Here is an 11,585-nt window from a genome sequence, read left to right as displayed (position 1 = left end):
GTTTTTTGCTTTATTCCAAAGTTAGTTTACTTTTTTGAAGATGAAGTCATTAATTTTATGGCCTGCTTCAATTCCGCGACGTTCAAACTTAGTTTGCGGACGCCAATCTGGACGAGGGTAGCTATTGCCTTTACCTGCAAGGTTTTCCAGACGTGGACGTTCTTCAAGCACTTCGATCATCCATTCAGCATACGGTTCCCAGTCAGTCGCTGAGTGGAATGTGCCGCCGATTTCTAATTTTTCTTCAACCAATGGCATACGGTCATGAGATACAAAACGACGTTTGAAATGACGTTTCTTCTGCCATGGATCTGGGAAGTATAATTGCACAGTGTTAATACTGTTATCTGGCATTTCACGTAGCACTTGGATGGCATCAGCATCTAATACTCGAAGGTTAGTTAAACCTGCAAGACCTGTTTCATACACACATTGAGCGATACCGGGAACATGTACTTCAATGCCGACAAAGTTACGTTCTGGGTTTGCTTTTGCCATTAGTACCAAAGAACGACCCATACCAAAACCGATTTCGACAGTTAGTGGGCGTTCAGGGTGTTCAAAATGCTGACGCAAATCACCAACAGGGTATTCCAAAATTAGATGACCATATTGTTCCAGCGCAGTACGTTGCGAAGTATTAAGTGGCGCAGAGCGGCGCATAAACGTCACGATTTCACGGTGTTCGTTTAGGTTATCCAGATCTACAGCGTGCTGGTCTAATTGATCGTTCGACATAACTTTGGCAAATGTAAAAAATTCGAATGCGATATTTTAAGTCCTGAGTTGCACAAGTCAAATTTTTTACCGTGAATAAATCCGCTTTTTGCTCAATCTTACCGATTGGAGCCGTGCTTCGCATTTGCCATGTACAGTGAATTACTTAGCTCAAAAGTCATGAATTAACATTAATCTAGGCTGTTTTTTCATAAAGATCTTCACTGTCAGCACCATCAGGTTTAAATGGCAAAATGGCCTCAATAACGGTACAACCCGGCTGTGACTGTATTTTAAATTCACCACCGATACGATGGATTCGTGTTTGCATACTATGTAGACCAACATGTAGACCTTGTTCAACATCGTTAGGGTTGAAGCCTATACCATTATCTTCAATACGTAATACCAACTGAGTTTCTGTTTGGCACAAACTGAAATGAACTTTACTTGCTTGACTGTGTTTTAAAATATTGGTGAGGGTTTCTTCTGCAACGCGAATCAAATTGAGACATTGGGTCGCAGAAGGTGAGTGAGTCCATTCGGCAGCAATTTTCCAGCTCGAGCTCATATCTAATTCTTCAAAGAGCTGTACAAAGCGATGGCGAATCGGTGCCGCCCATTCGATCGGAGTGTCTGGAACTTTCGTCCCTATACTTGAACCCGAATCGATAACTTGTCTTAAATCATTTCGGAACAGTTTAAGCATCGACATGATTTGTGGTTTTTCAATTTTATCATTTTGTTCTAACAGTAAAATTGAACGGACAATTGATCCGCCTAAACCATCATGTAAGTCATGAGATAAATGAATTCGTTCTTGAAGTCGTGCATTTTCAAGTGCGAGTTGATGTTGTTGACCAAGTGAAGTGGCGAGTTTCAGTTCTGCACGTTGTACATTTTCATTTAAGGTCTTATTAAAACGCTCAATTTGACGGGTGTGTCGAGCTAAACGCAAAGCCAGTACACCGCCCAAGACGAGGGTGGTCACTGGCCCGGTATAGGGCGAGAGCGCATGGCCTTCCATGGTCATCATAAAGTGCGCATCATGTACTGCAATCGGTAAATAAATCAGATACAGCGTTGCAAGCAAATAGGTTTCAGCCATTTTGGCTTTATACGCCAAGTACGGATAGCTAATACATTTGGCCACAAAGACCAAAACAAAGAAGCTAAAACAAATTTGGATGACGGTCTTTAAATAAGCCTCTGGCGCAAAACCAATACAGAGCGCTGCGATAGTAGCAAGGCTTAATAATAGTTTTTGAATTTTCGGGAAGGGATGGTTTGCAAAATACCACGCACCAATACAGCCAAATACCGTATAAAAACAGAAAATAATATTTTGTAGGCGGTCGACCTGTACGGTGGTTAGAAATGCAATTGGCCCATTAAAAATAATACACAGGCTATAAAACACCCAAGCCATGCCTGTAATGGTTAACCATAAGTAAGCTCTTTCATTAGGATTGGCGAGCCATGCTAAAAAAAAGAACACAGCCACGACGAAATTAATCATCGTATTCAGTTCGACTAATTGTCGTTGTTCGAGTAACCAAATTTTAAAGGTGTCATAGACTTGCGGGTATTCCCCAATTCGAACTGAACTGAGTCCTGATTTTTGGGTCACTGAACCATACACTTGCACCCAAATGGTATTTACACCTTGCTTTAAACTCGAGCTAGGCAAGTTCAATAGTCTAGGTTGATGTTGGCTTCGTGAAAAATGTTCTGCTGAAATGTAATCTTGCCAAAGTAGGGCGTCGTTGATATAAACCCGTCCACTTTGGGTGATGCCTTGTATAGCGATAGCAATGGGTTGATTTAACTGATGGAAATTACAGTTCAACTTAAATTGGATTTTGTACCAAGCGATACCATGATAATCCGGCCAACGCTTATTCCAAGTGTCTGGAAGCTTTTGCAGATTTTGCCAACCTGTACGTGGGCGCTCTTGCTCGACAGCGCTTTTAGCTGTGGCAATATGGGTAATTTCAACAGGACAATGACTGCTTGAGATCTGTGGGGTGGCATTGGCAAAACTGGGTATAGCGATACAACATAGCAGGCAAAATAGACTCGCTAAGACCAGCAGCCGATTTGCTTGAATGCAGTGTCGTGACCAAAACCAAACCATCAAAATTCCCCCAATTTTGTGTATCCACAATTTAAAAAAATATATAGAAAGTCACATCAAATCTTTGTTTTATTTTTGATAGTTATAATTTTATGAGATGAATTATACAGTTAAATCGAATGAATGGTGAATTTTTCTCTTTTTTATAGGCTTAGTATTATATGTAATGTCATTACACATCAGAGCTTCGATTTTTGAAACCCTTTGCTATATACATCCTGCATAGGGTTTCAATAGGTCACACTTTATTGAAAATTGATTTGATTCAAAGTGAATATTCAAAAATCCATTAGTCACTGACACGGTCAAGTAAAGTGCTACTTGCTGCATTTAAGCCAAAGACCTCTACTTGAATGTGTTTTGACTCAAATTTTTGCACGACATTTTTTAAAATATTGACTGAGGTAATATCCCAAATATGGGCATGGCTCAGATCAATTCGTACATGACTAACAATCTCCTGAAAATCAAAAAATTGATAAAAACTCTCAGAGCTACTAAAGAAAATTTGCCCATAGACCGTGTAACTACGGACGTTGTCTTTAAGTTCTGATATGACTTTTACCGAACTTTCTAATTGATTGATAATAAACAACGCAGAGAGGAGCACACCAACCAATACGCCAAGCGCCAAGTTATGTGTTGCAAGCACCACGATCACCACAGTAATCATCACGACATTAAAAGACATTGGATGCTTTGAAAATTGCTTGACTGAATTCCATTGGAACGTAGTGAATGACACCATGACCATAATTGCGACTAAGGCAGCCATTGGGACATAGGCCAACCAGTCTTTTAAGAACACCACCAAACACAACAAAAATATACCTGCAACCAAAGTGGAAAGGCGAGTTCGCGCGCCAGAACTAACATTAATAATCGACTGCCCAATCATGGCACATCCAGCCATGCCGCCCATAAAGCCACTGACAATATTGGCAATCCCTTGACCACGACATTCCTGATGACGATCTCCTTCAGTTCCAGTGACTTCATTGATCACTGTCGTGGTCATCATGGTTTCTAATAGGCCAACTGTTGCTAGGGTGATGGAATAAGGGAAAATAATCGTGAAGGTTTCAAGATTGAAAGGAATTTCAGGAATCAAGAACATGGGTAAAGTCTCTGGAAACTTACCCAAATCACTGACAGTACGCAGGTCAGCACCTAAAAATAATGCCAAGCCACTGAGGACAATAATGCAAATCAGCGGAGATGGAATGGCTTTGCCAATTTTTGGTAGATATGGAAACAGATAAATTATTGCAAGCCCTAAAAGCATAAAGACATAGCCTAAACTATCCATCTTTGACATTTCAGGAAGCTGTGCGACAAAAATCAAAATCGCGAGTGCATTTAAAAAACCATACACCACTGACTGCGAGACAAAGCGCATGAGTTTTGCCACTTTAAAATAGCCAGCAATGATTTGTATGACACCAGTTAAAACCGTGGCAGCCAAAAGGTATTGCAAACCATGATCTTTGACCAATGTGATCATAAGTAAGGCCATCGCACCCGTAGCAGCTGAAATCATTGCTGTACGACCACCAAATAAGGCAATGGTGACGGCGATACAAAACGAAGCGTACAAACCAACCTGAGGGTCAACCCCAGCAATAGCTGAAAAGGCGATCGATTCTGGAATTAGTGCCAGTCCAACTACTAAGCCAGCGAGCACATCGGTACGAATATTGGAAAACCATTGTTCTTTTTTAAGTTGTAACACGGTAACTTTTCATCAAATCTTAAACGCGGCTATGTTAAAACAACTGAGTATAAAAATGCATAACAGATTGACTTGAAATCTTCTTGATTATGGACAATAGTCAATGAGTATATGTGTTTCAGCATTTACGCTTTTTTGCAATTTACAGGTTTGATCACTTGAAAGTTTGACAGAAGAGATTTAAAACATTGAATAGTACATAACAAGGATCAGATATGAAGCTTTATTATTCTCCAGGTGCATGTTCATTAGCATCACATATAATTTTAAATGAAATTAATGTCGATTTTGATTTGGTCCGTGTTGACCTAAAAAACCATAAAACAGAAAAAGGGGGGGATTATTACGAGATCAACCCAAAAGGTTATGTACCTGCATTAGAAATTAACCCAGGTTTGATCCTGACCGAGAACGTGGCCATTTTACCGTTCCTTGCACAGCATGATCCAAAACAAGATTTAATTCCGCCATCAGGTTTAGGTCGTGCCAAAGTTTTAGAATGGCTTGGCTATTTGAACTCAGAATTACATGATGCTTATGCCGTATTCTTTGGTGCTCCACTAGATGCAGACGCTAAAGAAAAAGCTTATGCAGAAATTGATCGTTTATTGACATACATCGATAAAGCGATTGGTGAATCAGATAACGACTATTTGGTCGATGATAACTTTGGCCCAGCAGATGCTTATCTCTTTGTACTGACAAATTGGTCAAATGGCATCGGTCAAGATTTAACGCCATATAAAAATATCATTGCTTTACGCAACAAAGTTGCAGAGCGTCAATCAGTTCAAATTGCGATGCGTGATGAAGGTTTAATTCCTTAAGTTAAGTTTTGAAATTGAATAAACAAACCGCCGAAATTGGCGGTTTGTTTATTGCTAGATTGGCATTGCTCAGGTTCAACTTAGTACTCGAACTGTGTATAGAAATCATCAAAGTTAATATTTTTAAGCGTCAGTTGCTGTGGTGATTTGAAGGTTGACCATTTGGTTTGAGTTTTGGCATCTTCAAACATATTGCCGCCTACAATTTCCTTACGTTTTAAGGTCGAAAAATTATAGCTTTTCGATGTTTCTTCACCAGAAGCTCGGTGAAAGCTACTGTAGTCAAAACCAATCAGGTCAAAGCGTTGATTTTGCCAACGGAAGGTATAACTATGTCGGGGCCATTCCCAGCCACCACAAGCCATAAAATAACTAAAATGAACGAGTAAATTGCCTTTACTGATTTGGATGTCTTCTGCTTCAGCAAGTGGGTCAAGTAAGCATGAATTGGGTTGCTGAGCGACAGGGATGCTATTGTTTTCAACGATACGTTGATATCCCTTTGCGGTTTTAAAAAACACGATGAGTTTTCGTGGATGGTTATGAACGACTTTGCCATCGTCATCATAGGTCGCTACATCGACTTTTTGCTTTTCCACGATCATCGCAACATCTTGCATTTGATCTTTGTTTAGGTCGCCAGTCGTAGTCATCAAAATGTTCCAACCTTGAGGCGCAAGTGATTTGGCTGTGCTAGGCACTTGGGCAGACAGCCAACTAGATGCGGCACAAAGACTCAAAGTACAAAATATATGAGATTTTTTCATTGTTATCAGGTTTTCAAAATCAAAAAGAGGACTCAAATGAGTCCTCTTTTATACCGTGAATGAGTTCTTATTTAAAGAAGTATCCGGTTTCAGGTGAACTGGCATTTGCCATGCGTTTACGAGGCATACGTCCTGCTAGGAAAGCTTCACGACCAGCTTCAACAGCTTTTTTCATCGCTGAAGCCATCAGAACAGGGTTTTGAGCTGCTGCAATTGCTGTATTCATTAATACGCCATCACAGCCCAATTCCATCGCTATCGCTGCATCACTTGCTGTACCGACACCAGCATCGACCAAGACAGGTACTTTGGCATTGTCTTTAATGATCGAAATAGTATGTGGGTTGAGAATGCCTAAACCTGAGCCAATAAGGCTACCTAAAGGCATAATGGCTACACAGCCCATGCTTTCCAGTTCTTGTGCCACAATTGGGTCATCTGAGGTATAAACCATGATTTCAAAGCCATCGTCAATTAATGTACGTGCAGCTTTTAAAGTCTCGGTAATATTTGGATATAGGGTTTTCTCATCCCCTAAAACCTCAAGTTTAACCAAATTGTGACCATCTAAGAGTTCACGCGCCAACATGCAAGTACGGATCGCGCTGTTCGCATCGAAACAACCTGCTGTATTTGGCAAAATCGTATATTTCTCAGGTGGAACCACTGAAAGCAAGTTTGGTTGGTCTGGATGTTGACCAATATTCACACGGCGAATGGCAACGGTCACAATTTCAGCACCACTGGCTTGAATGGCCTGGTCAGTTTCCGTTAAGTCCTTGTACTTACCTGTACCAACTAAAAGTCGTGAATTAAATGTACGTGAACCAATGATAAGGGGTGTATCTTCCATGGGAGCTCCATTTTAGCCGCCACCTACGGCATGAATAATTTCAATATGATCTTGCTCAGTAATTGGGGTTTGTTCCAATTTACTTTTCGAGATAATCATTTCATTTTTTTCAACAGCGAAGCGTTTGCCTTCCAGTTGTAATTGTTGAACCAATTGCAAGAGGTTGACACATTCGGTTTGTGTAGCTTCGCCGTTTAAATAGATTTGCATTTGCGGATTCCGTTCTTGCTGCCTTACCTATTGAGTAAGACCAATATCTGCTGTTGATTATTTTGCGTATTTAAACGCATTCCATGCCAATATGAGCCATCCAGCAATCATCAGCGCTCCACCAATCGGGGTAATGGCTCCGAGACCACGTGGTAAGCCTAGAGCCATCACATATAAAGAACCACAGAAGAAGAAAATACCAACTTGTATAAGGAGGAAACTAGCTTTAATTGGAAGTTGGGGAATGACTTTGGATAAGATCGCGAGGGCAAGTAAGCCTAGTGCATGATAAAAGAAATAGTCCGTTGCAGTTTGCCACCAAGCCAATTGGGCTTCAGTCGCGCGCGCTTTTAATCCGTGTGCACCAAAGGCACCAAGCATCACAGCAAAAGCTAAGTTAAGTGCGGAAATGGCAATCCACATGTGCATTCACCTTAACAAAATTTGCGCATAACCATAGCATATTTAGTACCTTGGGTTAAAGCAAAAATGCCCAAAGTTTTTGTGTTGCAGTTTGTCATTCGACAATATTCAGGCATAAAAAAAAGAGCATCGAAATGCTCTTTTTTAGTATGACTGGGAAAAGCCTTCAACTTAGTTTGAAGACATTGCGACTTTAATTTTTTCCATCGCATTTTTTTCCAACTGACGAATACGTTCAGCAGATACATTATATTCCGCCGCCAATTCATGCAGTGTCGACTTTTCGTCATCTAACCAGCGACGTTGTAAGATGTTACGTGAACGATCATCCAGCTGATCCATGGCTTCATGTAAAGCTGAAGTACTTTGTTCTTCGTAGTCTTCATCTTCCGCTAAACGCGCAGGGTCGTAACGGTTATCTTCGAGATAAAGGGCAGGAGCAACATGAGTCGAACCTTCATCGTCATCATCACCTTGAGCTTCAAATGCAGCATCATAAGCGGTTAAACGGCCTTCCATTTCCAAGACTTGTTCGGGTGTCACATTTAAGTCATTGGCAATTGACTGTGCTTCAGCCAAAGTTAATTTTTTAGACGACTTTTTTAAGCTACGTAAATTAAAGAATAATTTACGCTGCGCTTTAGTGGTCGCAATTTTGACAATACGCCAGTTACGAATCACATATTCATGAATTTCTGCTTTAATCCAATGCACAGCAAAAGATACAAGACGTACGCCCATGTTTGGGTCAAAACGTTTTACCGCTTTCATTAAGCCCAAGTTACCCTCTTGAATCAGGTCACCTTGTGGCAAGCCGTAGCCTGCATAGCTACGTGCGATATGCACAACAAAACGAAGATGCGACATTACTAGCATTTTAGCTGCGTCTAAATCTTGGTCATAATAATAACGCTCGGCCAGCTCTTTTTCTTGTTCGGCCGATAAAATTGGAATCTGATTAACAGTACTAATATAAGCACCAAGATTCACCCCAGGTGCCGATAATGACAGGGGCATCAATTGATTGCTGCTGTCACTCATGTTTTCTCCTTGAGAACTAAAAATGGGTAAGCCCAATAACTAAGATTCATCTTAATCCAATATTTCCGTAAATTATGGAAAATTGGGTATAGAAATGTAAACTTTTATTCAATTATGAAGCAATTTAGTTTAACTGAATCTTTTTAAGATTCAATTAAGTAATGAAACTCAGAATCTGAAATTTTGCGCATTTCACAGTTTAACTGATGTATTTGACAGTATCGTGATACATCTTGTTGGCTGTGCGGATCCGATGACTTTAACAATAAAGATTGGTCTGGACTTTTCTTTAAAGCTTTTTTCAGCATCAATAGCGGCATCGGGCAGGGTTTACCCATGGCATCTACAATTAAAAGCGAATTTTGGCTGTCACTCACGAAGCAGATCCAACATGTTTACATTTCAATGGAAATATTAGCAAATACAGTGCCAAATCCCAACCTAAAATAGGCAAAAATCCTTTGTGATTTATAACTCAAACGATGTGAAAAAATAAGAATATTCAAAAGGAAAATAGATCAAAAAAATCTATTATTTGCGGTAAACCCGTGTTAAGCTCGTTGCGTTGTTAAGATTTTTGTTGGCTGTGAAGCCTCTTAACTCTTGATATATTTGGATGTAACCGGGATTTTGTTGATAGTTTTACAGAATGATTACAAGCTTAGAAATAAAAATATTTTTTTTAACCTTGTTTGGTCTGCTGTTTGCAACACCGGGTGGTCCTTCTTTTTTAAATACGATAAGGATTAACTTATGACAGCTCGTGAACAAGGCGTTGTTAAATGGTTCAACGACACTAAAGGCTTTGGCTTTATTCAACGTAACGGCGGCGACGACGTATTCGTTCATTTCCGCGCAATTATGGGCGAAGGCCACCGTTCACTTCGTGACGGCCAACGCGTAGAATTCAGCGTTGTTAAAGGTCAAAAAGGCTTCCAAGCTGAAGAAGTACAACCTTTAGACTAATCGTCTGAATGTACTCAAAAACGCTCCAATGTAAATTGGGGCGTTTTTTGTTTATAATGCTTCAGCAATTTTGTGATTATTCATTTAGGGCACATCTATATGTCATCAGGTTTTGAAACCTTAAATTTACATCCGAACCTTAAAAAAGCCATTGATGCTTTGGGTTTTAAGGATATGACGCCTATTCAGCAAAAGGTTTTAAAATTTACATTGGCTGGACATGACGCTATTGGTCGTGCTCAAACTGGTACTGGTAAGACTGCGGCTTTCTTGGTCAGTGTGATCAATGACTTGTTGAATAATCCAATTAAGGAACAGCGTTATCGTGGTGAACCGCGTGCATTGATTCTTGCACCAACGCGCGAACTTGCTTTGCAAATTGAAAGTGATGCAAAAGAATTAGTGAAATACACTGATCTCAATGTCATGACTTTGCTCGGTGGGGTAGATTTTGATAAGCAAAAAAATCTATTAAATCGTAATTTTGTCGACATTATGGTGGCGACACCGGGTCGCTTAATTGACTTTGTTGAACAAAAAGAAGTTTGGCTCGATCAAATTGAATTTTTAGTGATCGATGAAGCTGACCGTCTTTTAGATATGGGCTTTATTCCTTCAGTGAAACGTATTGTGCGCTTTTCACCACGTAAAGAACAACGCCAAACGCTAATGTTCTCTGCAACATTTAGTTATGACGTTTTAAATTTGGCACAGCAATGGTTGTTTGAACCAGTAACTGTTGAAATTGAACCTGAGAAAAAAACTAATGCAGATGTAGAGCAACGTGTCTACATGGTGGCGAAGTCTGATAAATATAAATTATTGGAAGACATCTTACGTGATGAACCAATTGAAAAGGTCATGATCTTTGCCAACCGTCGTGATCAAGTGCGTAAACTTTATGATCATCTCAAAAAAGACGGTTATAAAGTGGTGATGTTGTCAGGTGAAATTGCTCAAGATAAGCGTTTGAAAATGCTTGATCAGTTCAAAAATGGTCAACATAACATCATGATTGCAACAGACGTTGCGGGTCGTGGTATCCATGTCGATGGTGTTTCTCATGTAGTGAACTTCACACTTCCTGAACAGTCTGATGATTATGTTCACCGTATCGGTCGTACAGGTCGTGCAGGTACTCGTGGTGTGAGTATTAGTTTCTTGTCTGAAGATGATGCTTTTTCACTGCCTGAAATTGAAAAAGCCATTGGTCAAAAATTACCTTTAACCCGTTTAGACGGTTATTGCTAATTTTGCTTCTAAAAAGCCTGCAGATTTGCGGGCTTTTTTATTTCATGTCGACTATTTTATTTTGAGTTAATGACAAAACAAAATCACAGACTAGCGTTTTAGTTTGCACGGCAACTAAAGGTTAGTACGGTTTGGTAATCATCATCTTTGCTGATGCTACCACTATTTCCAGTAATGGTGCCAAGTACGCCAGCCGCCGCCTGAATCATTTGACCTGTCTTTTCATCGACCACGCCTTTTAAAACTCCGTTGTATTCTTGCTTTTCATCCACCACGACAGGGGTCGCATTTTTACCACAGGTACTATTTGCAGCTGCAATTGCATTATTTTTTGCCGCTAAACTGGTTTTACCTACGGCAGTCACTTCATATTGATTATTTGGTTTTTGAATCGCTAAAGATTTTGTTGGCGTAGATGTACATGCAGCTAAAAGCACAGTTGCGCTTAGCGTGCTAACAATGGCAACAGTTTTGTTGAATTTTTTCATGCGGTGCCCCGAGTTAGAAACAATTTGATTTATTTGAACATAAAATTTCTTATAGAACAGGGAACTGCTGTACAAGTTATGCGGTTTTTTTATAGTAAATCTGTGAATAAAGCTGACTTAACAAATAAGCACCGAGTCTGATGTAAACATTCTAGAGTAAGTTATTGAGAATA

General features: G+C 39.9%; 13 protein-coding genes. 3 read left to right on the top strand and 10 right to left on the bottom strand.

What is annotated here, in order from left to right; translation table 11 throughout:
- Window positions 1-21: 21 nt before the first annotated feature.
- The 3 genes from trmB to AC4CU0_RS09265 form a co-directional block, all read right to left on the bottom strand.
- A complete protein-coding gene (gene trmB / locus AC4CU0_RS09275) occupies window positions 22-738 on the bottom strand; it encodes a tRNA (guanosine(46)-N7)-methyltransferase TrmB (protein WP_490743000.1) in 717 nt (238 codons plus the stop codon).
- Window positions 739-913: 175 nt separating this feature from the next.
- The gene (locus AC4CU0_RS09270) at window positions 914-2,854 is read right to left on the bottom strand and encodes a sensor histidine kinase (protein ID WP_490742999.1); all 1,941 of its coding nucleotides are present in this window, start codon (window positions 2,852-2,854) and stop codon (window positions 914-916) included.
- A gap of 289 nt (window positions 2,855-3,143) precedes the next feature.
- Window positions 3,144-4,586 carry a SulP family inorganic anion transporter gene (locus tag AC4CU0_RS09265; RefSeq protein WP_490742998.1) on the bottom strand — a complete coding sequence of 481 codons (1,443 nt, stop codon included), beginning with the start codon at window positions 4,584-4,586 and terminating at the stop codon, window positions 3,144-3,146.
- Window positions 4,587-4,801: 215 nt separating this feature from the next.
- Between AC4CU0_RS09265 and AC4CU0_RS09260 the strand changes: the two genes are divergently transcribed.
- Window positions 4,802-5,413 (top strand): glutathione binding-like protein, encoded by a 612-nt coding sequence (locus AC4CU0_RS09260; protein ID WP_490742997.1) that lies wholly within the window; start codon window positions 4,802-4,804, stop codon window positions 5,411-5,413.
- An 80-nt stretch (window positions 5,414-5,493) separates the two neighbouring features.
- Here AC4CU0_RS09260 and AC4CU0_RS09255 read toward each other — a convergent pair whose 3' ends face one another.
- The 6 genes from AC4CU0_RS09255 to AC4CU0_RS09230 form a co-directional block, all read right to left on the bottom strand.
- Window positions 5,494-6,180 (bottom strand): hypothetical protein, encoded by a 687-nt coding sequence (locus AC4CU0_RS09255; RefSeq protein WP_490742996.1) that lies wholly within the window; start codon window positions 6,178-6,180, stop codon window positions 5,494-5,496.
- Window positions 6,181-6,247: 67 nt separating this feature from the next.
- Window positions 6,248-7,033, bottom strand: coding sequence for a thiazole synthase (locus AC4CU0_RS09250; RefSeq protein WP_490742995.1), 786 nt, complete (start codon window positions 7,031-7,033; stop codon window positions 6,248-6,250).
- 12 nt (window positions 7,034-7,045) lie between these two features.
- Window positions 7,046-7,243, bottom strand: a complete 198-nt coding sequence (gene thiS, locus AC4CU0_RS09245; protein ID WP_180007313.1) for a sulfur carrier protein ThiS — start codon at window positions 7,241-7,243, stop codon at window positions 7,046-7,048.
- Between the two features lie 57 nt (window positions 7,244-7,300).
- The gene (locus AC4CU0_RS09240; protein ID WP_180010328.1) at window positions 7,301-7,666 is read right to left on the bottom strand and encodes a DUF423 domain-containing protein; all 366 of its coding nucleotides are present in this window, start codon (window positions 7,664-7,666) and stop codon (window positions 7,301-7,303) included.
- Between the two features lie 171 nt (window positions 7,667-7,837).
- The gene (rpoH, locus tag AC4CU0_RS09235; protein WP_078188879.1) at window positions 7,838-8,707 is read right to left on the bottom strand and encodes an RNA polymerase sigma factor RpoH; all 870 of its coding nucleotides are present in this window, start codon (window positions 8,705-8,707) and stop codon (window positions 7,838-7,840) included.
- Between the two features lie 143 nt (window positions 8,708-8,850).
- Complete coding sequence (locus AC4CU0_RS09230; RefSeq protein WP_078189214.1) at window positions 8,851-9,045, bottom strand: sulfurtransferase TusA family protein; 195 nt, start codon at window positions 9,043-9,045, stop codon at window positions 8,851-8,853.
- Between the two features lie 415 nt (window positions 9,046-9,460).
- On the opposite strand from AC4CU0_RS09230, the gene AC4CU0_RS09225 reads away from it, so the two are divergent.
- Together AC4CU0_RS09225 and rhlB are read left to right on the top strand one after the other, a co-directional pair.
- Window positions 9,461-9,673, top strand: a complete 213-nt coding sequence (locus AC4CU0_RS09225; RefSeq protein ID WP_005014923.1) for a cold-shock protein — start codon at window positions 9,461-9,463, stop codon at window positions 9,671-9,673.
- A 99-nt stretch (window positions 9,674-9,772) separates the two neighbouring features.
- Entirely contained in the window at window positions 9,773-10,924 is a 1,152-nt protein-coding gene (gene rhlB, locus AC4CU0_RS09220) for an ATP-dependent RNA helicase RhlB (RefSeq protein WP_180003018.1), read from the top strand.
- 98 nt (window positions 10,925-11,022) lie between these two features.
- Here rhlB and AC4CU0_RS09215 read toward each other — a convergent pair whose 3' ends face one another.
- Window positions 11,023-11,412, bottom strand: a complete 390-nt coding sequence (locus AC4CU0_RS09215; protein WP_078188876.1) for a hypothetical protein — start codon at window positions 11,410-11,412, stop codon at window positions 11,023-11,025.
- Between the last annotated feature and the right edge of the window lie 173 nt (window positions 11,413-11,585).

The sequence above is a fragment of the Acinetobacter sp. LipI_15 genome, assembly GCF_058242865.1.
This window is presented reverse-complemented; position numbering and strand designations above follow the sequence as displayed.

What these genes read in the sequence shown, in the direction of transcription:
- AC4CU0_RS09260 (WP_490742997.1), top strand. Translation starts at nt 4,802, where the DNA reads ATGAAGCTTTATTATTCTCCAGGTGCATGTTCATTAGCATCACATATA.
- AC4CU0_RS09225 (WP_005014923.1), top strand. Translation starts at nt 9,461, where the DNA reads ATGACAGCTCGTGAACAAGGCGTTGTTAAATGGTTCAACGACACTAAA.
- AC4CU0_RS09240 (WP_180010328.1), bottom strand. Translation starts at nt 7,666, where the DNA reads ATGTGGATTGCCATTTCCGCACTTAACTTAGCTTTTGCTGTGATGCTT.
- rpoH (WP_078188879.1), bottom strand. Translation starts at nt 8,707, where the DNA reads ATGAGTGACAGCAGCAATCAATTGATGCCCCTGTCATTATCGGCACCT.
- AC4CU0_RS09255 (WP_490742996.1), bottom strand. Translation starts at nt 6,180, where the DNA reads ATGAAAAAATCTCATATATTTTGTACTTTGAGTCTTTGTGCCGCATCT.
- trmB (WP_490743000.1), bottom strand. Translation starts at nt 738, where the DNA reads ATGTCGAACGATCAATTAGACCAGCACGCTGTAGATCTGGATAACCTA.
- AC4CU0_RS09230 (WP_078189214.1), bottom strand. Translation starts at nt 9,045, where the DNA reads ATGGGTAAACCCTGCCCGATGCCGCTATTGATGCTGAAAAAAGCTTTA.
- thiS (WP_180007313.1), bottom strand. Translation starts at nt 7,243, where the DNA reads ATGCAAATCTATTTAAACGGCGAAGCTACACAAACCGAATGTGTCAAC.
- rhlB (WP_180003018.1), top strand. Translation starts at nt 9,773, where the DNA reads ATGTCATCAGGTTTTGAAACCTTAAATTTACATCCGAACCTTAAAAAA.
- AC4CU0_RS09215 (WP_078188876.1), bottom strand. Translation starts at nt 11,412, where the DNA reads ATGAAAAAATTCAACAAAACTGTTGCCATTGTTAGCACGCTAAGCGCA.
- AC4CU0_RS09250 (WP_490742995.1), bottom strand. Translation starts at nt 7,033, where the DNA reads ATGGAAGATACACCCCTTATCATTGGTTCACGTACATTTAATTCACGA.
- AC4CU0_RS09270 (WP_490742999.1), bottom strand. Translation starts at nt 2,854, where the DNA reads ATGGTTTGGTTTTGGTCACGACACTGCATTCAAGCAAATCGGCTGCTG.